Source organism: Pseudomonas sp. GW821-FHT03E01 (assembly GCF_059420765.1).
On the sequence record NZ_JBWKUI010000012.1, the window covers coordinates 1 to 24689 of the forward strand.

At 60.1% G+C, this 24689-nt stretch carries 19 protein-coding genes; 15 read left to right on the top strand and 4 right to left on the bottom strand.

The genetic code is table 11. The features are described from left to right. Window positions 1-180: 180 nt before the first annotated feature. The 6 genes from recC (at window position 181) to yfiB (ending at window position 11891) form a co-directional block, all read left to right on the top strand. Entirely contained in the window at window positions 181-3633 is a 3453-nt protein-coding gene (recC, locus tag AC07VO_RS20125; RefSeq protein WP_086946406.1) for an exodeoxyribonuclease V subunit gamma, read from the top strand. Then, entirely contained in the window at window positions 3630-7319 is a 3690-nt protein-coding gene (recB, locus tag AC07VO_RS20130) for an exodeoxyribonuclease V subunit beta (protein WP_192351645.1), read from the top strand. Before recC ends, recB begins: the two co-directional genes overlap by 4 nt. Next, window positions 7316-9424, top strand: a complete 2109-nt coding sequence (gene recD, locus AC07VO_RS20135; protein WP_086946404.1) for an exodeoxyribonuclease V subunit alpha — start codon at window positions 7316-7318, stop codon at window positions 9422-9424. Before recB ends, recD begins: the two co-directional genes overlap by 4 nt. Window positions 9425-9541: 117 nt before the next feature. Next, a complete protein-coding gene (gene yfiR, locus AC07VO_RS20140) occupies window positions 9542-10117 on the top strand; it encodes a regulatory sequestration protein YfiR (RefSeq protein WP_018929415.1) in 576 nt (191 codons plus the stop codon). Then, window positions 10114-11382 carry a diguanylate cyclase DgcN/YfiN gene (gene dgcN, locus AC07VO_RS20145; RefSeq protein WP_086946403.1) on the top strand — a complete coding sequence of 423 codons (1269 nt, stop codon included), beginning with the start codon at window positions 10114-10116 and terminating at the stop codon, window positions 11380-11382. The genes yfiR and dgcN overlap by 4 nt, the downstream gene beginning before the upstream one ends. 5 nt (window positions 11383-11387) lie before the next feature. Next, on the top strand, window positions 11388-11891 hold the full coding sequence (gene yfiB, locus AC07VO_RS20150) for an outer membrane lipoprotein YfiB (protein ID WP_028939937.1): 504 nt from the start codon (window positions 11388-11390) through the stop codon (window positions 11889-11891). Here the strand turns inward: yfiB and AC07VO_RS20155 are convergent. Continuing rightward, window positions 11888-12835 (bottom strand): LysR family transcriptional regulator, encoded by a 948-nt coding sequence (locus AC07VO_RS20155; protein WP_086946402.1) that lies wholly within the window; start codon window positions 12833-12835, stop codon window positions 11888-11890. The two genes, yfiB and AC07VO_RS20155, sit on opposite strands and share 4 nt — an antisense overlap. 163 nt (window positions 12836-12998) lie before the next feature. On the opposite strand from AC07VO_RS20155, the gene AC07VO_RS20160 reads away from it, so the two are divergent. Next, window positions 12999-14516, top strand: coding sequence for a CoA-acylating methylmalonate-semialdehyde dehydrogenase (locus AC07VO_RS20160; protein WP_086946401.1), 1518 nt, complete (start codon window positions 12999-13001; stop codon window positions 14514-14516). A gap of 10 nt (window positions 14517-14526) precedes the next feature. Beyond that, on the top strand, window positions 14527-15414 hold the full coding sequence (gene mmsB, locus AC07VO_RS20165) for a 3-hydroxyisobutyrate dehydrogenase (RefSeq protein WP_019582621.1): 888 nt from the start codon (window positions 14527-14529) through the stop codon (window positions 15412-15414). A gap of 95 nt (window positions 15415-15509) precedes the next feature. Here mmsB and AC07VO_RS20170 read toward each other — a convergent pair whose 3' ends face one another. Continuing rightward, window positions 15510-15854 (bottom strand): cupin domain-containing protein, encoded by a 345-nt coding sequence (locus AC07VO_RS20170; RefSeq protein ID WP_007900627.1) that lies wholly within the window; start codon window positions 15852-15854, stop codon window positions 15510-15512. A 155-nt stretch (window positions 15855-16009) separates the two neighbouring features. Next, a complete protein-coding gene (locus AC07VO_RS20175; protein WP_086946400.1) occupies window positions 16010-16894 on the bottom strand; it encodes a LysR family transcriptional regulator in 885 nt (294 codons plus the stop codon). A gap of 97 nt (window positions 16895-16991) precedes the next feature. Between AC07VO_RS20175 and AC07VO_RS20180 the strand changes: the two genes are divergently transcribed. Next, window positions 16992-17756 carry a sulfite exporter TauE/SafE family protein gene (locus tag AC07VO_RS20180; protein WP_019651020.1) on the top strand — a complete coding sequence of 255 codons (765 nt, stop codon included), beginning with the start codon at window positions 16992-16994 and terminating at the stop codon, window positions 17754-17756. On the opposite strand, the gene AC07VO_RS20185 is transcribed toward AC07VO_RS20180, so the two are convergent. Further along, window positions 17746-18060, bottom strand: coding sequence for a putative quinol monooxygenase (locus AC07VO_RS20185; protein ID WP_086946399.1), 315 nt, complete (start codon window positions 18058-18060; stop codon window positions 17746-17748). The genes AC07VO_RS20180 and AC07VO_RS20185 overlap by 11 nt on opposite strands. A gap of 159 nt (window positions 18061-18219) precedes the next feature. On the opposite strand from AC07VO_RS20185, the gene mdaB reads away from it, so the two are divergent. The 6 genes from mdaB to AC07VO_RS20215 all read left to right on the top strand — a co-directional run bounded on the left by mdaB (window position 18220) and on the right by AC07VO_RS20215 (window position 24688). Continuing rightward, window positions 18220-18810 (top strand): NADPH:quinone oxidoreductase MdaB, encoded by a 591-nt coding sequence (gene mdaB, locus AC07VO_RS20190; RefSeq protein ID WP_019651022.1) that lies wholly within the window; start codon window positions 18220-18222, stop codon window positions 18808-18810. Between the two features lie 55 nt (window positions 18811-18865). Next, window positions 18866-19777, top strand: a complete 912-nt coding sequence (locus AC07VO_RS20195; protein WP_018929425.1) for a LysR family transcriptional regulator — start codon at window positions 18866-18868, stop codon at window positions 19775-19777. A 114-nt stretch (window positions 19778-19891) separates the two neighbouring features. Then, window positions 19892-21337 (top strand): SulP family inorganic anion transporter, encoded by a 1446-nt coding sequence (locus AC07VO_RS20200; RefSeq protein WP_086946398.1) that lies wholly within the window; start codon window positions 19892-19894, stop codon window positions 21335-21337. A gap of 199 nt (window positions 21338-21536) precedes the next feature. Beyond that, on the top strand, window positions 21537-22211 hold the full coding sequence (locus AC07VO_RS20205) for a hypothetical protein (protein ID WP_245852801.1): 675 nt from the start codon (window positions 21537-21539) through the stop codon (window positions 22209-22211). A 251-nt stretch (window positions 22212-22462) separates the two neighbouring features. Beyond that, window positions 22463-23812, top strand: a complete 1350-nt coding sequence (locus tag AC07VO_RS20210; protein ID WP_064616102.1) for a GntT/GntP/DsdX family permease — start codon at window positions 22463-22465, stop codon at window positions 23810-23812. Window positions 23813-23827: 15 nt separating this feature from the next. Next, window positions 23828-24688, top strand: a complete 861-nt coding sequence (locus AC07VO_RS20215) for a MurR/RpiR family transcriptional regulator (protein ID WP_086946396.1) — start codon at window positions 23828-23830, stop codon at window positions 24686-24688. The last annotated feature ends 1 nt before the right edge of the window (window position 24689 follow it).

Genomic DNA, 24689 nt, shown 5'->3' on the forward strand with positions numbered 1-24689 from the left:
TGTGAGAGTAGGTCATCGTCAAGATTAAATTCCGAAACCCCTATCTGCGTATGCAGGTAGGGGTTTTGTTTTGCCCGCAGGAAAGTTCGTACAGCAACATCGGAACGGTCCCGGCTGTCACGGTCTGCCGACAGTGCTAAGGTTCGGCCCTAGCTTTTGTATTTTCCCAAGGAAGCCTTTATGCCGGACGCTACGTCCCTCAGTGCTGGTTTTATGGTGGTTCACGGCAACCGCCTGGACGAGCTGCGCAGCCTGGTGGTCAGTTGGATGCGGCGCTACCCGCTGGCTCCCTTGGAAAATGAAATTGCCCTGGTGCAGAGCAACGGCATCGCCCAATGGCTGAAGCTGGCACTGGCCGAGGACCCAGAAGATGACGACATGGGCGGCTGCGGAATCGCTGCCGCCATCGATGTGCAGTTGCCAGGCAGCTTCATGTGGCAGCTCTATCGCATGGTGCTGGGACGTGACGAAATCCCGGCCAAGTCCCTGCTCGATAAAGCCCCGCTGACTTGGCGCCTGATGCGTCTGCTGCCACAGTTGATCAACCAACCGCACTTCGAACCCCTGCAGCGCTTCCTTACGAATGACACCGACTTACGCAAACGCTATCAATTGGCGGAGCGGCTGGCCGATCTATTCGACCAATATCAGGTGTACAGGGCGGACTGGCTCGAAGACTGGGCAGAAGGCCGTCACCAATTACGAAATGGCAGAGGCGAAGCCAAAGCCCTGACTCCGGCCAACTGCTGGCAAGCAGAGCTGTGGCGTGCGCTGTTGCTGGATGTCGGTGCACAAGGCATGGCGCAAAGCCGTGCGGGTGTCCACCAACGCTTTATCGAGCGTATCAATAGTCTCGACAGCGCGCCCAGTGGATTGCCTTCCAGGGTGATTGTTTTCGGGATTTCTTCACTGCCAGCTCAAGCCTTGGAAGCACTTGCCGGGCTGGCTCGATTCAGTCAGGTCTTGCTGTGCGTACACAACCCATGTCGCTACCATTGGGCGGACATCGTCGCCGATAAAGACCTGTTGCGGCATCAATACAAACGCCAGGCTCGCAAGCGTGGCATGCCGGTTGTGCTTGATCCGCAAACGCTCCATCAACATGCCCACCCGCTATTGGCGGCGTGGGGCAAGCAGGGGCGGGACTACATCAATCTGCTCGACAGTTACGACGATCCCAACAGCTATCGCTCGGCATTTCGCGATGGGCGCATCGACCTTTTCAGCGATAACCAGCCTCAGAGCATGCTCAATCAGTTGCAGGACGACATCCTGGAATTGCGCCCCCTGAACGAAACTCGCGAGAGTTGGCCTGCAGTCGATCTGACAAAGGACGAATCGATCCGTTTTCACATCGCCCATAGCGCTCAACGCGAAGTGGAGATTCTCCACGATCAGCTGCTCGCACGATTCAGTGCTGATCCAGACTTAAGGCCTCGCGACGTGATCGTGATGGTTCCAGACATCGACAGTTACGCCCCCCACATCCGCGCTGTCTTTGGTCAGCTTGATCGGCACGACCCACGCTTCATTCCCTTCACGCTCGCGGACCAAGGCCAGCGCGGCAGGGACCCGCTACTGATCGCTGTCGAGCATCTGCTCAAGCTGCCCGACAGTCGTTTCCCCGTCAGCGAAATTCTCGATCTGCTGGACGTTCCGGCATTACGCGCTCGCTTTGGCGTAGAGGAACGTGACCTGCCGACTTTGCACCGCTGGATCGAAGGCGCAGGTATCCGTTGGGGGATGAATGCCGAGCAGCGTGCGGGTCTGGGCCTGCCAGAAGAACTGGAGCAAAACAGTTGGCGTTTCGGCTTGCGACGGATGTTGCTTGGTTATGCCGTGGGCAGTGCCAGTGCCTGCGAGGGTATTGAACCCTACGACGAGATCGGTGGCCTGGATGCTGCGCTCATAGGTCCTTTGGTCGCACTGCTGGATGCACTGGAGATTGCCCACCAGGAGCTCACCCAACCTGCGTCGCCCAAACTCTGGGGCATCCGCTTGCAAGCACTGGTGCAGTTGTTCTTCCAGGCCAGTAACGAACATGACGACTATTTATTGGCTCAACTCGAAGAGTTGCGCGAGACCTGGCTTGAGACCTGCGAGTCAGTAGGCTTGCAGGACGAGTTACCACTGACCGTAGTCCGAGAAGCCTGGCTGGCTGGCCTCGACCAAGGTCGCTTGTCTCAGCGCTTTCTCGCCGGTGCCGTCAACTTCTGTACCCTGATGCCCATGCGAGCGATCCCGTTCAAACTGGTCTGCCTGCTGGGTATGAATGACGGCGATTACCCTCGCGCGCAGCCGCCACTGGACTTCGACCTGATGGGCAGCGACTACCGGCCCGGCGATCGTTCCCGGCGTGAAGATGACCGCTATCTGTTGCTGGAAGCCTTGTTGTCGGCGCGGGACCAACTCTATATCAGCTGGGTCGGCCGCAGTATTCGGGACAACAGTGAGCGCCCGGCTTCGGTATTGATAGGACAACTACGTGATCATCTCGCCAGCGGTTGGCGATTGCACGATGACAAGGCTGATCTGCTTGAGTCCATGACTCAGGAACATCCGCTGCAACCCTTCAGTGCACGCTACTTCCATGAAGGCGATGATTTGTTCAGCTACGCCAGCGAGTGGCAGGTACTTCATCAGTCCAGCGGTTTGACGCCTGCCATCGAGGTTCTTGAGCCCTATATTCAGGACGAGCCGCTGAGCCTGGGTCAGTTGCAGGATTTTCTGCGCAATCCGGTACGGCATTTCTTCAGTCAGCGACTCAAAGTGTTCTTCGAGGCTGCCGAAGCGCCTTTGGCGGATGAAGAGCCATTTGTACTCGACGCGCTGCAACGCTATAGCCTCAGCGACAGCTTGCTCGAAGCAGCGCTCGGGCAATTGGACCAAATCGATCAGGTACTGGAAGCACAGGCGAAACGCCTGCAAAACAGCGGGCTCTTGCCCATGGCCGGTTTTGGCGAATGTTTGCAGCGAGAGTTGATCGAGCCGTTGCCGGATCTGTTGCAGCGCTATCAACAGCTTCTGGCGTTATGGCCTTCCCCACTTGCCAGCGCGTTGCCCGTGAGTCTGGAACTGCATGGGCTGCGTCTGGAGGGCTGGCTCAGTGGCCTGCATCAACGTGCGGACGGTGGTTTGCTATCGGTCACCACGATTCCCAACAGCATCGGCTCGCTCAAGACACGCAAATGGCATCGTCTGACACGACCATGGATCAATCACCTGGTTGCCTGTGCCAGCGGGATGTCGATGACCACCGCGTTGGTGGCCAGCGACGACAGTCTGTTACTGGCTCCGTTGGCGAAGGATGCAGCACTTGATGCCTTGGGTAATCTGTTGCTGGCCTGGCAAACGGGCATGCGCCAGCCGTTGCCGATTGCCGTAAAAACAGCCTTCGCCTGGCTGGCTCAAACCGATCCGGTCAAGGCTGACGCCGCTGCCCGCAAGGCCTATGAAGGCGATGGCCAGACCACTGATGGTGAGCGCCGCGAAAGCCCGGCACTCGCTCGGCAATACGCCGACTACGATGTTTTGATTGCCGACGAGACCTTCCCCGATTGGTGCGACGCTTTGTATCGGCCGCTGCTTGAGGCTCCCTGGCGTTCATTGACCAGCGAGGAGGCGCGCTCATGACCACGAAAACACCGCTGGCCCTGGCATTCCCCCTGCGTGGAAGCCAACTGATCGAAGCCAGCGCCGGGACGGGCAAGACCTTCACCATTTCTGCGCTGTACTTGCGTCTGGTCCTTGGTCATGGCGACGAGTCGAGTGGTTTTGGTCGTGAATTGCTGCCGCCGCAAATCCTCGTGGTGACCTTCACCGATGCCGCGACCAAAGAACTGCGCGAACGTATTCGTACGCGACTGGCTGAAGCTGCGCGTTTTTTCCGCGATGAGACACCGGCACCGGATGGCCTGATTGCCGAGTTGCGCGAGCAATACCTCCCCGAACAGTGGCCAGGCTGTGCAAACCGTCTGGACATCGCCGCCCAGTGGATGGATGAAGCCGCGGTATCGACCATCCACAGTTGGTGCCAGCGCATGCTGCGCGAACATGCATTCGACAGTGGCAGCCTGTTCACCCAGACCCTGGAAACCGATCACAGTGATTTGCTTGGCGAAGTCCTGCGCGACTACTGGCGACTGTTCTGCTATCCGATGCAAGGCGATGCGCTGAATTGGGTTCGCGGCAACTGGGGGGGGCCGGCAGCGTTGTTGCCGCGAGTGCGTGGGTTGTTCGCCAGCGAGCGTGACAGCGTTGAAGGTAAAGAACCTGCCGAGTTGATCGCCGAGTGCCTGGAGGAACGACGGGCCGCGTTGCTCGAGCTCAAGATGCCCTGGCGCCAATGGGCCGATGAGCTGCTTGCCATCTGTCATCAGGGCGTCGCGAGCAAAAGCGTCGATGGTCGCAAGATGCAGGCGCGCTACTTCGAACCCTGGTTCGAAAAGCTCCGGGCCTGGGCCGAAGACGAATCTCTGGAGCAACTGGACATTGGCACCGGCTTCACTCGCCTGACTCCCGATGGCATGGCTGAAGCCTGGAAAGGTGAAGCTCCCCGTCATCCCGGTCTCGATGCGATGCCCGGCCTCAAGGCCAGTCTCGATGGCTTGCCGACCCCCGATGCCGCCGTGCTGCAACATGCCGCCCACTGGGTCGGTGCTAGGTTCGAGGAAGAAAAGCGTCGTCGCGCGGAAATGGGTTTCGATGACATGCTGCTGCGTCTCGATGCAGCGTTGCAGTCCGATGGCGGTGAGCGTCTGGCGACCTTGATCCGCGAACAGTTCCCGGTTGCGCTGATCGACGAGTTTCAGGACACCGACCCGGTGCAGTACCGAATCTTCGAGAGCATTTATCGCATCGAAGACAACAACCCTGAATCCGGCCTGTTCCTGATCGGCGACCCGAAGCAGGCGATTTATGCCTTTCGCGGTGCCGATATCTATACCTATCTGCGCGCCCGGCAAGCCACCACTGGCCGCCTGCATACCCTGGGCACAAATTTCCGTTCCAGTCATGGCATGGTCAACGCGGTGAACCATGTGTTCCAGCGCGCAGAATCTCGCGAGCAGGGGCGCGGCGCGTTCCTGTTCCGGGAGAAGAGTGGCGAGAACCCGGTACCGTTTCTGCCCGTGGAGTCCCAAGGGCGCAAAGAAGTCCTGCACATTGAGGGGCAGGTTGTGCCTGCCCTGAACATCTGGCATTTGTCCTCTGACCAGCCACTGTCTGGCGTGGTGTATCGACAACAATTGGCCGCCGCCTGCGCCAGTGAGATCACTGCGTTGCTCAATGGCGGTCAGCAGGGGCGTGCGGGCTTCATACAGGATGGTAAGGGTCTCAGAGGCCTGCTGCCGGCGGATATCGCGATTCTGGTGCGCGACGGCAAAGAGGCCCAGGCCGTGCGCGGCGAACTTTCCGCTCGCGGTGTGCGCAGTGTTTACCTGTCAGACAAGGACTCGGTATTCGCCGCGCAGGAGGCCCATGATCTGCTGACGTGGCTCAAGGCCTGTGCCGAGCCGGATGTCGAACGTCCCCTGCGTGCCGCGCTGGCCTGCATCACGCTGAACCTTTCACTGGCTGAACTGGAGCGACTGAATCAGGACGAACTGGCCTGGGAAGCACGGGTCATGCAGTTCCGCGGTTACCGCGAGCTCTGGCGCAAACAGGGCGTTCTGCCCATGTTGCGGCGATTGCTACATGATTTTCAGCTGCCCCAGGCGTTGATCGCGCGCAGCGATGGTGAGCGGATATTGACCAACCTGCTGCACTTGTCCGAGTTGCTGCAGCAGGCCGCCGCTGAACTCGATGGCGAGCAAGCTCTGATCCGTCATTTGTCCGAGCATCTGGCGTTGTCTGGTCAGGCTGGCGAAGAACAGATCCTGCGCCTGGAAAGCGACGAGCAACTGGTCAAGGTCGTGACCATCCACAAATCCAAAGGGCTTGAATATCCGTTGGTGTTTCTGCCGTTCATCTGCTCGGCAAAACCGGTGGATGGCAGTCGTCTGCCGTTGTATTACCACGATGCCACGGGTAAGGCACAGGTGAGCTTGAAGCCGACAGCCGAGTTGATCGCCCAAGCCGACGATGAACGTTTGGCTGAAGACCTTCGTTTGCTCTATGTGGCCCTGACCCGGGCACAACATGCGTGCTGGCTGGGTGTGACTGATCTCAAACGCGGTAATAACAATGGCTCGGTCCTGCACCTTTCGGCGTTGGGCTATCTGCTGGGCGGTGGTGCGCCATTGGCTGAGTCGGCAGGGCTGCGTCGTTGGCTGGAAGACCTGCAGCAAGACTGCGCGGCGCTGAGCTACGGTGAAATGCCTGACGCGACCGCCGAGCATTATCATCCGCCACGCAATGAAGCGACCTTGCTTGCCCCGCTGATACCCAGGCGCAAGGCCAGCGAAAACTGGTGGATCGCCTCTTACAGTGCCTTACGCATTGGTGACAGTTTGAGCGTGGGCAGTGACGAGGCACCGGAGAGCGCGCAAGCACAAAAGCTCTTTGATGACGAACGCCTTGATCCCGAAGCGCCACGAGAAGTCGCCGCCGGCGGCGCTGATATCCATCGATTCCCTCGTGGGCCGAACCCCGGCACTTTTCTTCATGGATTGCTCGAATGGGCCGGTGACGAAGGTTTTGCCGCTGCACCGCAAACCGTGGAAGACGCGATCGCCCGTCGCTGCAACCGCCGTGGCTGGGAAGGCTGGATCACCACATTGAGCGGCTGGCTGCAGCACTTGCTCAAATCCCCGTTGCACATCGGTGGCGGGCAGGCGCCGGTGGTGTTCGAGCAACTGTCTCAATACCGGGTCGAGATGGAGTTCTGGTTCGCCAGTCATAAAGTCGATGTGCTCAAGCTCGATGAGCTGGTGCGCCAATACACCCATCACGGCGTGGCCCGGGTGGCTGCCGAACCGGTGCTGCTCAATGGCATGTTCAAAGGCTTCATCGACCTGACGTTCGAGCATGAAGGCCGTTACTACGTCGCTGACTACAAATCCAACTGGCTGGGCGTCGATGACGCGGCCTATACCGAGCAGGCCATGGAGCAGTCGATTCTCGATAACCGTTACGACCTGCAATACGTACTGTACCTGCTCGCCCTGCATCGCCAGCTTAAGGCTCGGCTGGTCGATTACGATTACGACCGACATGTCGGTGGAGCGTTGTATCTGTTTCTTCGCGGTACTCGAGCGGCCAGCCAAGGTGTGTATTTTGCCCGTCCGCCACGGGAGCTGATCGAGCGCCTGGACCGGTTGTTCCAGGGCAAGCCAGAGCCCAAGGCCGAACCCGCCTGGGAACAGGGAGTATTGCTATGAGTCGCACTTTCGCCGATTTGCTGCCTACGCCGTTGGCGGCCGAAAGTCTGGCGGACCTGGCCCCGTTGAGCCGCGCAGATGACTTGTTGCTGCTGCTCACGCGCTGGGTCGAACGCGGCTGGCTGCGGGCGCTGGACAAGGCCTTCGTCGCGTTTCTCCACGAGCTCGCTCCCGACGATGATCCGCTGGTGCTGCTGGCCGCCGCGTTGATCAGTCACCAGCTGGGCCACGGTCATGTCTGCCTGGATCTGTTCGAAACACTGAAGGAGCCGGACTTCGCTTTGTCGCTGCCGCCGGAAGGTGATGTGCAAAGCGGTGCGATGTTGCTGCCGTCGCAATTGCTTGAGGCGCTGGACGGCGCCCATTGGTGCAAGGTGCTGGCGTCCAGCCGTCTGGTGGCTTTGGCCGTCGACAGCCGTGAGGCCGCGCAACACCGGCCGTTGGTGCTGTCGGGTAAACGCCTGTACCTGCGCCGCTACTGGGCTTACGAACGGCGCATCGACCACGCGCTACGCCAGCGTCTGGCGGCACACGAAGCAACGCCGGGTGATTTGCCTCAACGCCTGACCGGGCTGTTCGGTCCAGCCAGGTCTGATGAAGTGATCGACTGGCAGAAGCTCGCGTGTGCCCTGGCTACCCGAAGTGCATTCAGCATCGTCACCGGCGGCCCGGGAACCGGCAAGACCACCACGGTTGTGCGCTTGCTTGCATTGCTCCAGGCACCCGCAGTGGAGGCCGGTAAACCGTTGCGTATTCGTCTCGCGGCACCCACCGGCAAAGCCGCCGCACGATTGACCGAGTCCATCAGCCAGCAGGTTCAAACCCTGAAAGTGCCTGAAACGGTGCGCGAGAAGATCCCGTCGGATGTGACCACCGTGCACCGTTTGCTCGGCAGTCGTCCCGGTACCCGGCATTTCCGTCACCACGCGGGTAATCGCTTGCCGCTGGATGTACTGGTGGTGGACGAAGCCTCGATGATCGACCTGGAAATGATGGCCAACCTGCTCGATGCGTTGCCGCCCCATGCTCGTCTGGTGCTGCTCGGTGACAAGGACCAACTGGCGTCGGTAGAGGCCGGTGCCGTACTGGGCGATCTGTGTCGTGATGCCGAAGCCGGTTGGTACAGCCCGCAGACCCGCCAGTGGCTGGAGGCGGTCAGCGGTGAGCGCCTCGATGCCAGCGGTTTGCGGGAAGACACCCAGGGCGCGCATCCACTGGCCCAGCAAGTCGTGATGCTGCGCCACTCACGGCGCTTCGGCGAGGGTAGCGGCATTGGTCAGTTGGCCCGTTGGGTTAACCAACAGCATCCCGAGGACGCGCGCAAGTTATTGGCCGCTGCAAGTCATGACGACGTATTTTCCCTGCCTCTCAAGGGTGAGCAGGACCGGGCGCTGGAGCGCTTGTTGCTCGAGGGCCATGGCGGGGGACCGCAAGGCTATCGGCATTACCTGAGTCTTTTGCGCAGTCAGCGACCACCGCTCGACCGCCCGCTCGACGATTCATGCTGGGCTGATTGGGCTCGCGTGGTGCTACAAGCCTTCGACGCTTTCCAGCTGTTGTGTGCTGTACGCAAAGGGCCTTGGGGCGTGGAAGGTTTGAATCAGCGCGTGACCGACGCGCTGCTCAAGGCACGGCTGATCGACAGCGACCATCAGTGGTACGAAGGTCGGCCCGTGCTGATGACCCGCAACGACTATGGCCTGGGTTTGATGAACGGTGACATTGGCATTGCCCTCAAGCTGCCGGAGCGTGAAGGCCCGGAGGCCGGGCGGCACGTGCTGCGTGTGGCCTTCCCGCGTAATGACGGGCAGGGCGGTGTGCGCTTTGTCCTGCCAAGCCGACTCAACGATGTCGACACGGTGTATGCCATGACCGTGCACAAATCCCAAGGCTCGGAATTTGCCCATACGGCGTTGATTCTGCCGGATGCTTTGAATCCTGTGCTTACCAAGGAACTGATCTATACCGGGATAACCCGGGCCAAGGACTGGTTCACCCTGATTGAGCCTCGAGCCGGCGTATTCGAAGAGGCCGTGCGGCGCAAGGTCAAGCGCTTGAGCGGGTTAATGCTGGAGCTGGAAGAGGGTACCTGGCCGAGCCATTGAGGGGCGGTGGCAGACGCCGGAATCTGTCCGATGTGCCGTGGCGCGTCGCCTCGCTGGTGTTTCGGTGCTGTGCTATCGTTGCGGCATCATTTTGTTGCGATCGTAGAGAATTCCTGCATGAAGTTGGCTGTCTGGGCGACAGGGCGCGTCGTTGGCTGCAAACAAGTGCTGCTTGCCGGCCTCCTCTGTTTGTTGACGGGCGTTGCCTGTGCTGAGTCGGAAACTATCGTGAGCAAAGCCGACCAACGTGCCAGGTCGGTCACTCAGGTAGTACTCGGGATCCTCAGTTATGCCCGATGGCCTGTTGAGCCCCAACAACTGCGCCTGTGCGTGGTCGGCCCCACTGAATACACCGACGACCTGGTCAAAGGCACCACACAAGCCACGGGTCGACCGGTTACTGTACGACGGTTGCTGGCCGATAATCCGGTCATCGCCAGTGAATGCGATGCGGTGTACATCGGCAAGCTGACCGGCGATGAACGCAGTCGGCTATTCGCCTCGTTGACGGGACGCCCGGTGGTGAGCATCAGCGAAGGCGGCGATCAATGCACTGTCGGCAGTCTGTTCTGTCTGCGGGTCGGTGATGAGCAGGTGTCCTTCGAGGTCAACCTCGACTCGGTCGCCCGCAGCGGTGTACGCATTCACCCCAGTGTGCTGCAACTGTCGCGCCGCAAGCCGGCGGCGCCATGAGTCTATTCAAACCTTGCATACGCCCGACCCTGGGGTCGGTTATCGGCCGTGGACATTTGATCGTCGCCCTGGTGGGTGTGGCCATGGCCAGTGTTTCACTGACCCTGCTGGGTGTTCTGGCTTTGCGGGTCTATGCCGATCACAACCTGCATCTGATTGCCCGTTCGATCAACTACACCGTGGAAGCCGCGGTGGTGTTCAACGACAAGTCCGCCGCCACCGAAGCGCTGGCATTGATCGCCTCCACTGAAGAAGTGGCTGATGCACAAGTGATGGACGAGCAAGGCGAGTTGCTCGCACGTTGGCAACGACCGGAAACGGGGTGGCTCTCCGATCTTGAAATGCAGATCGCCCGAACGATTCTGGAAAAACCCATCAGCATGCCGATCACTCATCAAGGTCGGGAAATCGGCAGCATCTTGCTCATCGGTCACGGCGGCAGCCTGATGCGCTTTTTGCTCAGCGGTCTGGTGGGAATCGTCTTGTGTACCGCTGTCAGTGCCTGGGTAGCGCTTTATCTGGCGCGTCGGCAATTGCGAGGAATCACTGGCCCATTGCGCAGCCTGGCTGCCGTGGCTCACGCCGCCCGTAGCGAGCGTGCTTTCGACCGGCGCGTACCGCCCGCCGACATTGCCGAACTCGACAACCTGGGCAACGACTTCAATGCTTTGCTCGACGAGCTCGAGTCCTGGCAGACCCATCTGCAAAGCGAAAACGAAACCCTGGCCCACCAGGCCAGCCATGACAGCCTTACCGGGTTGCCGAATCGGGCGTTTTTTGAAGGCCGCCTGATGCGCGCCTTGCGCAATGCGGGCAAGCTGGATGAGGGAGTGGCCGTACTGTTTCTCGACAGCGACCGGTTCAAGGAGATCAACGACAACTTCGGTCACGCTGCCGGTGATGCGGTGCTGATCGCCGTGGCGACCCGGGTTCGTGCGCAGTTGCGTGAAGAGGATCTGGTTGCGCGTCTGGGCGGCGATGAGTTTGCCGTGCTGTTGACGCCGCTGCACAAGATAGAAGACGCCGAACGGATTGCCGACAAAATCATTGCCAGTATGGACGCGCCAATCCTGTTGCCGGGCGGTACCCAGGTGTTGACTTCACTCAGCATCGGCATCGCCGTGTACCCGGATCATGGGCTTACGCCCGGTGCGCTGCTCGATGCTGCAGATACCGCGATGTATCAGGCCAAACGCCTTTCCCGAGGCGCTCACCACACGGCAGGGTCGGAGCACTCTGTCGTCCATCTTCAAACCAGGAGCTAATTTTTGTGTTCACATTCACTCAGCGTTCTCTGCGATTTTTTACGATTAGCTTATTCATGACCTTGCTGGCATTGACCGGTTGCCAGACGACACCGCAGAAAGGACTGACCCCGGCGCAGATCGCTGTACTCAAGCAGCAAGGTTTCGAGATGACGGATGAGGGCTGGGCCTTCGGCCTGTCCGGCAAAGTGCTGTTCGGTAGCGATGTCGAACACCTCAACCCCGCCAGTACCCAGATCGTCGAACGCATTGGCAAGGCGTTGTTGGGCGTGGGAATCGAGCGGGTGAGGATTGACGGCCATACCGATGCCTCGGGCGAGGAATCCTATAACGAACAACTTTCCCTGCGTCGCGCGAAAAGCGTTGAAGCGGTATTGGCCGCTGTCGGCATAAAAGAACAAAACATCCAGCTACGCGGCCTGGGCAGCAGCAAGCCCGTCGCCTCCAACGCCACCGCGGCCGGGCGCACCGAGAACCGCCGGGTGTCGATCGTGGTGAGTGCCGATTAATCGGCGAACACCATCTCCCGACTTTCCCCCATCAACAGCGCCTGATTCTGCTCGGTGACGGTACGGATGTAATCCCACAACAAGGTAATCCGCTTGAGCTTGCGCAGGTCCTCCCGGCAGTACATCCAGAACTGCCGGGTGATGGTGATCTCTTGTGGTAACACCGGCAGCAATCGCGGATCCTGAGCCGCTAAAAAGCACGGCAGAATCGCCAGTGACCGTCCTTGCTGCGCCGCCACGAACTGCGCGATCACACTGGTGCTGCGCAGATTGGCACTGGCACCGGGCAGCACATTCGCCAGGTACAGCAGCTCCGAGCTGAACGCCAGATCGTCCACATAACTGATGAATTGATGCTTGCTCAAATCTGCCGGGCGGCGGATCGGTGAGTGCTTGTCCAGATAATCCTGGGTCGCGTACAGCTGCAATCGATAGTCACAGAGTTTGCAGCAGACATAAGGGCCGTGTTCCGGCCGCTCCAGCGCAATGACGATGTCTGCCTCGCGCTTGGACAGGCTGATGAAGTGCGGCAGCGGCAGGATGTCCACCGAGATCGCCGGGTAGGCGTCGACGAAATGGCTCAGCTGCGGGGTGATGAAAAAGCTGCCGAACCCTTCGGTACAGCCCATGCGCACATGCCCGGACAACGCGACGCCTGAGCCCGAGACCTGCTCGCAAGCCATGTGCAGAGTGCTTTCGATCGATTCGGCGTAACCCAGCAGGCGCTGGCCTTCAGCGGTCAGGACGAAGCCGTTGGTGCGGGACTTCTCGAACAACAGCGTACCCAACGAGGCCTCCAGCGAACTGATGCGTCGCGACACAGTGGTGTAGTCCACCGCCAGGCGCTTGGCCGCAGTGCTGGCCTTGCGAGTACGGGCAACTTCAAGGAAAAACTTGAGGTCATCCCAGTTCAACGAGCCTAAAGACGTGATGTTTTTTTGCATGATGGACCGGCTTTTATGTGCGTTCTTATTAGAAGTTTGCACATCTATACTCCAAAAACAGTCCGACAACCAAATCGCGACACACGCCTCATCTCAAGGCGACTTTCTCGCCTTGGCTCCCAAGATAGCTCTCTAAATAAGAACAACGTCCCGGAGACCCGACATGAACGCATCGCTAGAAACCACCGTACAAAAGATCAAGTTATTGATCGATGGCGAGTGGGTCGAATCCCAGACCACCGAATGGCACGACATCGTCAATCCGGCGACCCAGCAAGTGCTGGCCAAAGTCCCTTTCGCGACCGCTGCTGAAGTCGATGCCGCCATCAGCGCCGCTCATCGCGCCTTTCAGACCTGGAAGCTGACGCCAGTCGGCGCGCGGATGCGCATCATGCTCAAGCTTCAGGCGCTGATTCGCGAGCACTCCAAGCGTATTGCCGTGGTACTCAGCAATGAGCAGGGTAAAACCATCGCCGACGCTGAGGGCGATATCTTCCGTGGCCTGGAAGTGGTCGAACACGCCTGTTCCATTGGCAGCCTGCAAATGGGCGAGTTCGCCGAGAACGTCGCAGGCGGTGTCGACACCTACACCCTGCGTCAGCCGATCGGCGTCTGCGCCGGCATTACCCCGTTCAACTTCCCGGCGATGATTCCGCTGTGGATGTTCCCGATGGCCATCGCCTGCGGCAACACCTTCGTGCTCAAGCCTTCCGAGCAGGATCCGATGTCGACCATGCTGTTGGTGGAGCTGGCGATTGAAGCCGGCATTCCGCCGGGTGTGCTCAACGTCGTTCATGGTGGCAAGGATGTGGTCGATGCGCTTTGCACCCACAAGGACATCAAGGCTGTTTCGTTCGTCGGTTCGACCGCGGTCGGCACGCATGTCTACGAGTTGGCCGGTAAACACGGCAAGCGCGTGCAATCGATGATGGGGGCCAAGAACCACGCCGTTGTGCTGCCCGATGCCAACCGCGAGCAAGCGCTCAATGCACTGGTCGGCGCCGGTTTCGGTGCGGCCGGGCAACGCTGCATGGCCACCTCGGTGGTGGTGCTGGTGGGCGCGGCCAAACAATGGCTGCCGGATCTCAAGGCGCTGGCGCAGAAACTCAAGGTCAATGCCGGCAGCGAGCCAGGCACCGATGTTGGTCCGGTGATTTCCAAGCGGGCCAAGGCACGGATTCTCGAGCTGATCGAAAGCGGGATCAAGGAAGGCGCCAAGCTGGAGCTGGACGGTCGCGACATCACTGTTCCGGGCTACGAACAGGGCAACTTTGTCGGCCCGACCCTGTTCTCTGGCGTAACCCCTGAGATGCAGATCTACACCCAGGAAATCTTTGGCCCGGTGCTGGTGGTGCTGGAAGTCGATACCCTCGATGAGGCCATCGCCTTGGTCAACGCCAACCCGTTCGGCAACGGCACGGGTCTGTTCACCCAGAGCGGTGCGGCGGCGCGTAAATTCCAGTCGGAAATCGACGTTGGCCAGGTCGGCATCAACATCCCGATCCCGGTGCCGGTACCGTTCTTCAGCTTCACCGGTTCCCGTGGTTCGAAGCTCGGCGACCTCGGTCCGTATGGCAAGCAAGTGGTGCAGTTCTACACTCAAACCAAGACCGTCACTGCACGTTGGTTCGATGACGACAGCATCAACCACGGTGTGAACACCACCATCCACTTGCGCTAAGGAGCCGGACATGAAAATCGCTTTTATCGGTCTCGGCAACATGGGCGCGCCGATGGCGCGCAACCTGATCAAGGCCGGCCATTCGCTGAACCTGTTTGACCTCAATCAAACCGTGCTGGCCGAACTGGCTCAACTCGGCGGCACCATCAGCACTTCACCGAAGGAAGCGTCGAAAGACGCGCAACTGGTGATCACCATGTTGCCGGCAGCGGCCCATGTGCGCAGTGTCTGGCTGGGTGAAGACGGTGTGCTGGCGGGAATCGCCAAAGGCGTGCCAGCGGTGGATTGCAGCACCATCGATCCGCAGACGGCGCGAGATGTTGCCGCGGCGGCCGCAAAGCAGGACGTGGCCATGGCCGATGCCCCGGTTTCCGGTGGCACTGGCGGTGCAGCGGCCGGGACGCTGACCTTCATGGTCGGCGCCACGCCTGAACTGTTCGCCACTCTGCAACCGGTGCTGGCGCAGATGGGCCGCAACATCGTCCACTGCGGCGAAGTCGGCACCGGGCAAATCGCCAAGATCTGCAACAACCTGCTGCTGGGGATTTCCATGGTTGGTGTCAGCGAAGCCATGGCGCTGGGCAGCGCCCTGGGTATCGACACAACCGTGCTGGCGGGCGTCATCAACAGTTCAACTGGGCGTTGCTGGAGTTCGGAGATGTACAACCCGTGGCCGGGCATCGTCGAAACGGCGCCGGCCTCGCGCGGTTATACCGGCGGTTTCGGTGCTGAACTGATGCTCAAGGATCTGGGGCTGGCCACTGAGGCGGCACGTCAGGCGCACCAACCGGTCGTGCTCGGCGCGGTGGCCCAGCAGTTGTATCAGGCGATGAGCCTGCGTGGGGAAGGGGGCAAGGACTTCTCGGCGATCATCAACAGCTATCGCAAACCCCAATAAGGGGATTGTGGTGAGGGAGCAAGCTCCCTCGCCACAGGATTCATGCATGCCTTTTTACCGAGAGACCACGTCGGGTGGTCTCTCGGTTTTTTGCATCAGGCAAACACGAAATACTTGCGCACGGTTTCAACCACTTCCCATGTGCCTTTCATCCCCGGTTCGATGACGAAGATATCACCGGCGCGCAGGTGGATCGGCGCCATGCCTTCCGGGGTGATGATGCAGTAGCCTTCCTGGAAGTGGCAGTATTCCCACTTCACGTATTCCACATACCACTTGCCCGGCGTGCAGATCCAGGTGCCCATGATCTTGCTGCCATCTTCGCTGGTGTACGCGTTGAGGTTGACGGTGTGCGGATCGCCTTCGAGCTTTTCCCATTTGCAGGCGTCGAGTACGGGCAACGGGTGAGTGTCGCGAAGAACGGTAATCGGTGCGGTCATGTGGACTCCGGGCCTTGGAATATAGAAAGTGGTACTGAAGAACTGAAGTCGCACCCTATAGCGCCCATGCTCCGCTCAGTTGTCTGTATTCGACATCGAGCTGTCCAGAAACGCGCAAACGCTCAAAGATTTTCCGGCGGGCAAAAACCTGCCCCTCAGGGCAGAGTCAAGGCGCTCAGCAAGGCCTGGGCATAACGGGGCAGTACGGTGAAGTCCCGGGCGCACAGCAACAGTTTGCGGCGAGCCCACGGCTCTTCCAGTACGACGCTTTTGAACGGCGTTTCAGCCGGCCAGCGTTCGACCGCCGCCAAGGGCACGATCGCCAGCCCGGCTCCCCGGGCGACCATGCGCATCACGCCCTCGAAACCATCGGCGCGGATGCGGACCTGCATCCGCAAGCCGCTGTGCAGGGCCTGTTCTTCCAGGTAAATGGCCAAGGCGCTGTTGGCGTTCAGGCCGACGTAGTCGTGGTGCAAAGTGGCGCTGAAATTTAGCGGTCCGGTGTCGGCCAAGGGGTGATCACGCGGCAGGATCAGCACCAGCGGATCGTCGCGGAAATAGCGGGTTTGCAGGCCGTCGGTATCCACGGCGTCGGACACGATCCCCAGGTCTGCTGCGCCCTGGCGCAAGGCGTGGGTGATGCGTGTGCTGGGCAGCTCCTGCAGGTCGATGTCGAGGTTCGGATGGTCGCGCAGAAAGTCCGCCAGCAACTCCGGCAGGTACTCGGTGATCGCAGTGGTATTGCACAGCAACCGCACCTGGCCTTTGACGCCTTTGGCGTATTCGACCAGCTCCTGCTGCATGCGCTCGGCCTGTTGCAACAGGACTCGAGCGTGCTGCGCCAGTGCCTTGCCGGCCGGAGTGGGGCTGACACCGCGGCGACCTCGCTCGAGAAACTCGATGCCCAGTGAGGCTTCCATCGCGCGGATTCGTGCACTCGCCGCCGCCAGCGACAAATGGCTGCGGGCGGCACCGGCGGTGATGTTGCCGGTGTCGAGGATGTTCAGGTAGAGGCGCAGGTCGGTGAGGTCGAAGTGCATACAGAATCCCGGATCGTTTTTAGCCTCTACCGATTCAAGAGGCAGCCTCAGTATATGGCAGATTTTCAATGCACCCTTCAGGGCCCACGATAGCCCCATGAATACACTTGCCGCGTTCTATCAACATCTGGGCTTGGCCCTGTCCTTATTGATTGTCGCCACTTTCCTGCTGGCCGGGATGATCAAAGGTGTGATCGGCCTTGGTCTGCCAACCATTGCCATGGGCCTGCTCGGCCTGGCTATGGCACCGTCGCAGGCTGCGGCGTTGTTGATCATTCCCGCGACGCTGACCAACGTCTGGCAACTGGCCTTCGGCGGTCATTTGCGCGGGTTGCTCAACCGGTTATGGCCGATGCTGCTGGCGATATTCATCGGCACTGGCGCTGGCACAGTGTGGATCGGCATGGCCGGTGGACATTGGGTGGTTCGGGGGCTGGGGGCGGCGCTGTTGATCTACGCCTTGAGCGGGTTGTTCCTGCCGACCTTGCGCGTCGGCGGTCGCACCGAGCGTTGGCTCGGTCCGCTCTGCGGTGTGCTGACGGGCGTCATCACCTCGGCCACCGGTGTCTTCGTGATTCCGGCGGTGCCTTATTTGCAAGCGCTGGGCTTGAACAAGGATGAACTGGTACAGGCGCTGGGCCTGTCGTTCACTGTCTCGACTCTCGCGTTGGCCGCCGGCCTGTCATGGCGCGGCGCCCTCGGCGGTGGCGAGTTGAGCGCGTCGCTGCTGGCGCTGATCCCGGCGGTGCTCGGCATGTTGCTGGGGCAATGGCTGCGCCAGCGGATCAGCGCCGTGTTGTTCAAGCGCGTGTTCTTCATCGGCCTCGGCGTGCTCGGCGGCCACTTGCTGATCAGCGGCTAGCGGACGATGTGCTGAGCATCTTGATCGGGCGGATATCGAAATCCTGCTCCAGATATTCCATGCGCATGTCGAGGAACTGCTTCATATGGGGCAGGTTCGAGTGCACGTCCAGATGGGCCTGGGATTGCCAGATCTCGTAGAAGATAAACAGCGTCGGGTCCTGCTTGTCGCGCAGCATGTGGTACTCGATGCAACCGGGTTCGGCGCGACTCGGTTCGACATAGGCACGGAAGAACGCTTCGAAGGCCTCGGCTTTTTCCGGGCGGGTCTTGGCGTGCAGGATGAAGCCTTGCAGTTCGCTCATCAGAATCTCCTAAACAGTCAGAATCGGCGCAAGTTTATGGCAACAATCGCTTGTTGATTCGTGCGTATAGGTCAAATGAATTTTGCGGATGGAGCGCTTATTCCGCGCGAGGCTGATCGTTAGGCTGCCGCCATCGATTCCAACCTTGCGAGATTTCTCATGAAAAAAGTCTTGTTGCTCAATGGCGGCAAAAAATTTGCCCACTCCGATGGTCGCTACAACACGACGCTGCACGAAGCAGCGTTGAGCGTGCTGGATCGCGGTGGTGTGGATGTGAGAACCACGTTCATCGACGAGGGCTACGACGTCGCCGAGGAAGTCGCCAAATTCCTCTGGGCCGATGTGATCATTTATCAGATGCCCGGCTGGTGGATGGGCGCGCCCTGGACGGTCAAGAAGTACGTCGATGAAGTCTTCACTGCAGGCCACGGCAGCCTCTACGCCAGCGACGGCCGCACGCGCTCCGACGCGTCGCAGAAGTACGGCAGCGGCGGCTTGTTGCACGGTAAAAAGTACATGCTGTCGGTGACCTGGAACGCCCCGCAGCAAGCCTTCGACGACTCGACCGACTTCTTCGAAGCCAAGGGCGTGGACGCGGTGTATCTGCCGTTCCACAAGGCCAATACCTTCCTCGGCATGACCGGTCTGCCGACCTTTTTGTGCGTCGATGTGATGAAGCGCCCGAATATCGAAGCGGATGTGGCGCGTTATGAGCAGCACTTGACCGAGGTGTTTGGCCTTAAGGCATGACGCTCGGCTACTATCGATATCTGAAGCAGTGCAGGACTATCGATAAGGGACACACGTGAAAGCCAGATCCGATGAGTTGCAGATTTTCGTCTGCGTGATTGAGTGCGGGTCGATTTCGGCTGCGGCTGAGCAAGTCGGGCAAACGCCGTCGGCGGTCAGCCGCACGCTGTCGCGGCTGGAGGCCAAGCTCGATACCACGCTGATCAATCGCACCACGCGGCGCATGGACCTGACCGAGGAGGGCAAATATTTCTTCGAGCACGCCAAGCTGATTCTCGATCAGATGGACGAGCTCGAAGAGCGTCTGTCCTCTCGCCAGCAAACCCCGTCCGGGCGACTGCGGATCAACGCCGCGTCGCCGTTCATGCTGCACGCCATCGTGCCGTACATCGATGAGTTCCGCCGTCTCTACCCGGACATCCAGCTCGAACTCAACAGCAACGATTTGATCATCGACCTGCTCGAACAAAGCACCGACATCGCCATCCGCATCGGCACGCTGGCCGACTCGACCCTGCACGCCCGCTCCCTGGGTTGCAGCCCGCTGCACATCGTCGCAAGCACAGCGTACCTGGAACAACACGGCGTACCGAGCGCTGTCGAGGATTTGAGCGAGCACACGCTGCTGGGCTTTACCCATAACGAAGGTCTCAACCAATGGCCACTGCGCTATGTCCATGGTGACCGCTGGCCGATTCAGGCGTCGATCAGTGCGTCGAGTGGCGAGACGATCAGGCACCTGGCGCTGGCCGGTCAAGGCATTGCCTGCCTGTCGCACTTCATGACCATCGACGACATCCGCGCCGGTCGCTTGCAGGTGTTGCTGGCGGAGTTCAACAGCGGATATCGCCAACCCATCAACGCGGTGTACTACCGCAACTCGCAACTGGCCCTACGGATCCAGTGCTTTCTGGACTTCATCCAGGGCAAATTGGCGGCTTATGCGATTGCCGATTTCAGGGGCTGATTCGCAGGTCGCGTGATCGTTCATTGCGAGCAGGCCACCCATTCACTGGCCCGCCCGCCGTCAATTCCGTAACATCCGCGTCCCTCTTTTCCCGCCTGTATTTTTAGGTAAGCCATGAAACCCAAACGTCTGCGCGCCGATGTCCTGGCCGGACTCACCACCTCTTTCGCCCTGCTCCCCGAATGTATCGCTTTCGCGCTGGTGGCCCACCTCAATCCATTGATGGGGCTTTACGGCGCTTTCATCATCTGCACCCTGACTGCGCTCTTCGGCGGACGGCCGGGGATGGTGTCTGGTGCCGCTGGCTCGATGGCGGTGGTGATCGTCGCGCTGGTGGTGCAGCACGGTGTCCAGTACTTGCTGGCGACGGTGTTGCTGGGCGGGCTGATCATGTTGGCGTTTGGTCTGTTGAGGCTGGGCAAGCTGGTGCGCATGGTGCCGCATCCGGTGATGCTCGGCTTCGTCAACGGCCTGGCGATTGTCATTGCGCTGGCCCAGTTGGAGCACTTCAAGAGCGGTGAGGCCTGGTTGAGTGGGGCGCCGCTGTACATGATGATCGGGCTGGTGGCGCTGACGATGGCCATCGTTTACCTGATGCCGCGCCTGACGCGTGCCGTGCCGCCGGCGCTGGTGGCGATTCTGGGCGTTGGGCTGGCGGTTTACCTGCTCGGCCTGCCGACCCGTACCCTGGGCGACATGGCGCACATTGCCGGTGGCTTGCCGGGTTTTGCGCTGCCAGACATCCCCTGGAGCCCGGAAACCCTGCGCATCATCGTCCCTTACGCGATATTGATGGCGGTGGTCGGCTTGCTGGAAACCCTGCTGACCCTGAACCTCACCGACGAGATCACCGAGAGCCGCGGCTATCCGGATCGCGAGTGCGTGGCCTTGGGCGCTGCCAACATGGTTTCTGGTGTGTTCGGCGGCATGGGTGGCTGCGCGATGATCGGGCAAACCGTGATCAACCTCAGCTCCGGCGGTCGCGGTCGGCTGTCCGGTGCGGTGGCCGGGGGGATGATCCTGCTGTTTGTGCTGTTCCTTTCGCCGCTGATCGAGCGCATTCCGCTGGCCGCATTGGTTGGGGTGATGTTTGTGGTGTCGCAGCAGACGTTCGCCTGGGCTTCATTGCGGGTACTGAACAAGGTGCCGCTGAACGATGTCTTGGTGATCATCGCGGTCACGGTGATTACCGTGTTCACCGATCTGGCCATCGCTGTGTTGTGCGGGATCATCATTGCGGCGCTCAACTTTGCCTGGCAACACGCTCGCGAGCTGTATGCCGACAGTCACGTAGAAGCCGACGGCAGCAAGCTCTACCTCCTGCACGGCACGTTGTTCTTCGCCTCGACGACGCCTTTTCTCAACCAGTTCGATCCCGCCAATGATCCGTCTGTGGTCACTGTCGACTGTCGCCACTTGAGCTTCGTTGATTACTCGGCCATCGCCGCGTTGAAGACATTGCGCGAGCGCTACACCAAGGCTGGCAAGCAGCTACGCGTGCTGCACTTGTCCGATCGCTGCAAGAAACTGCTCAAACGCGCCAGCGAGCATCACGACTGACATCGATGGGGGTCGTTCCTTTGCTCTGTGTCACGAGTGGTGGCGAATTATGGACAGTGTGATGGCTACTTAGTAGCATCCGCTGCATACGGATCTTTCTCCTGCGCGTCGATCGACGTGGGTCTATCAAGGAATCGAAATGCACAACTTTACCCATGGCGATAAAACCGTTTCTTTCACTGTCTTGAGCGGTGAAGTGGTGAGCAGCGAAAAAATCAGCGAGACCCGTGTGACATCCACGGGCGGCGTTCAGGTGAACGGTAACGACGGTGATGTGACGCCTGTGCGCATCAGTTCTGTTTCAATTATCAATCATGAGATCTGGGTCAAAACCCCGGACGGTATCGAGCACGATGTAAAGCTGCGCGGCATGGACATTCCTTTGCGCACAGGTCAGGAAATCTCTTTGATCAGTGCCTTGAAAAAGGATGGTTCGCATCTGCACACCATTTTGCAGAACCACACAGCGTCCAAGCGCTGGGTGCTGCGTGACGCGAGTGCACTGAATACCGAACTGGAGCTGTCGCCCTTTAACTGGAAGACAGTGCTGATCGTGCTTGGATTGTGCATCGCCGGTCTTGCTACGGCCGGGCTAGGCTTCCTGGCGGCGGCGGGCTATTTTTTCTACGCGTGGTATCGGGGCGCCCAGCGCAAGAAACTGCTGATTAGAGATTTGAACGCCTACATCGAGACCCTGGACAATCGAGTCGCCAGTCGCGAACAGGCGCCAAGCCCTGTTCAAGTCGAAAGCTCGGACCAGGCTGAAATCTCTTTCCAGGCCGAAAGTCCTGCACCGACGCAATCCCCTGCCGAGACTGAAAGCCCTGCGCTGAACAGTGATAGCGTACGCAGGGCGCTATCGCGCAATCTCTGATGACTTGATCTCGATACAGCAGAGTCAAGCCTGCCTCGATAGTGGAACTATCATCCCTCTACGCTGATTGTTCTCACGCAGAGGGATGAAAATTCCGCTATCCGATTTTCATAACCTGCGATCTCCCATACCTCTGCACGACATCCCTTACCCCTCCACGAAAATTACTTTCACTTCGTTTGAAAGTAGCCCGTCGAAATGATTTATGAGTTTCACAACCCATTCGACGTGACCCTTTCGAGGAGTACCGCATGACGCTTTCCTTCGGCTATTGGCTGTTGGTTTACGCCGCCATCGCCATCATTGCGCTGATCGTTCTGATCGCCCGTTACCGGATCAATCCCTTCATTGTGATCACCCTGGTGTCCATCGGCCTGGCGCTGTTGGCGGGGATGCCGCCGTCGGGTGTGGTGGGGGCGTATGAGGCCGGGGTTGGCAAGACGCTGGGGCACATTGCGCTGGTGGTGGCGCTGGGCACGATGCTCGGCAAGATGATGGCCGAGTCCGGCGGTGCGGAGCAGGTGGCGCGCACCTTGATCGACCGTTTCGGCGAGAAAAATGCCCACTGGGCGATGGTGTGTATCGCCTTTCTTGTAGGGCTGCCGCTGTTCTTCGAGGTCGGTTTTGTCTTGCTGGTGCCGATCGCGTTTACCGTGGCGCGGCGGGTGGGCGTGTCCATTCTGATGGTCGGTTTGCCGATGGTTGCGGGGCTTTCGGTGGTCCACGCGCTGGTACCGCCGCACCCGGCGGCGATGCTGGCGGTGCAGGTCTATCAGGCGTCGGTGGGGCAGACCTTGCTCTACGCGATTCTGATCGGTATTCCGACCGCGATTATCGCCGGTCCCCTGTACGCCAAATTCATCGTGCCGCGCATTCAACTGCCGGCCGATAACCCCCTGGAACGCCAGTTCCTGGAGCGTGAACCGCGCGATAGCCTGCCGGGTTTTGGTGTCACCATGGCCACGATTCTGTTGCCGGTAGTGCTGATGTTGATCGGCGGCTGGGCCAACCTGATCTCCACGCCGGGTAGCGGTTTCAATCAGTTCCTGCTGTTCATCGGCAACTCGGTGATCGCCTTGCTGCTGGCGACCTTGCTGAGTTTCTGGACCCTCGGCCTGGCCCAGGGCTTCAATCGCGAGTCGATCCTCAAGTTCACCAATGAATGCCTGGCGCCGACCGCCAGCATCACCTTGCTGGTCGGTGCCGGTGGTGGCTTGAACCGAATTCTGGTGGACGCTGGCGTCACCAATCAGATCGTCAGCCTGGCCGATGAATTCCAGTTGTCGCCGCTGTTGATGGGTTGGCTGTTCGCCGCGTTGATGCGTATCGCCACTGGTTCTGCCACCGTGGCCATGACCACCGCGTCTGGGATTGTCGCGCCGGTGGCCGTTGGTCTGGGTTATCCCCACCCGGAGCTGTTGGTGCTGGCGACGGGGGCGGGGTCGGTTATCTTTTCCCACGTCAACGACGGCGGCTTCTGGTTGATCAAGGAATACTTCAACATGACCGTCACCCAGACCTTCAAGACCTGGACAGTGCTCGAGACGCTGATCTCGGTGGTCGCCTTCGGCCTGACCGTTGGCCTTTCTCACCTGCTTTAGTCGGAGCCATCCGCCATGGACATCCTCTATCAGATCCGCGCTCGTCAGGAATCCTTCAGCGCCGGAGAAGGACGTATCGCTCGGCTGATGCTCGACGATGTAGGATTTGCCGCATCCGCCAGCCTCGATGAGCTGGCGCAGCGGGCGGAAGTCAGCACTGCCACGCTGTCGCGATTCGCCCGTACAGTCGGTTGCCGCGACCTGCGGGATTTGCGCCTGCAACTGGCCCAGGCCAGTGGCGTCGGTAGCCGCTTTCTGGACCCGGCGGGCATGCCTGAACAGTCGGCGTTCTACGGGCAGATCGTCGGCGATATCGAGTCGACCTTGCGCCAGCACCTGGCGGCGTTCGATGAGTCGCGCTTCGCCGATGCGGTGAAACTGTTGGGCAAGGCACGGATGATTCACGCCTTCGGCATGGGCGGCTGCTCGACCCTGTGCAGCGATGAACTGCAAGTGCGGCTGGTGCGCCTCGGCTACCAGATTGCGGTGGGTCACGACCCGGTGATGATGCGCGTCACCGCCGCCAGCCTTGGCGCCGAACACGCGGTCATCGCCTGCTCGCTGACCGGCATCACGCCCGAACTGCTCGAAGCGGTGGAGCTGGCGCGCAGCTACGGCGCACGAATTCTCGCCATCACCCGCGCCGACTCGCCGCTGGCGCAATTGGCCGATGTGCTGTTGCCGCTGCAAAGCGCCGAGACTTCCTTCATCTACAAACCCACGGCGGCGCGCTACGGCATGTTGTTGGCCATCGATGTGCTCGCCACCGAGCTGGCGCTGGCCAGTCCTGAAGACAATCAAGAACGTCTGCGGCGGATCAAACTGGCCCTGGACGACTACCGCGGCGGCGACGATCACTTGCCGCTGGGAGACTGAC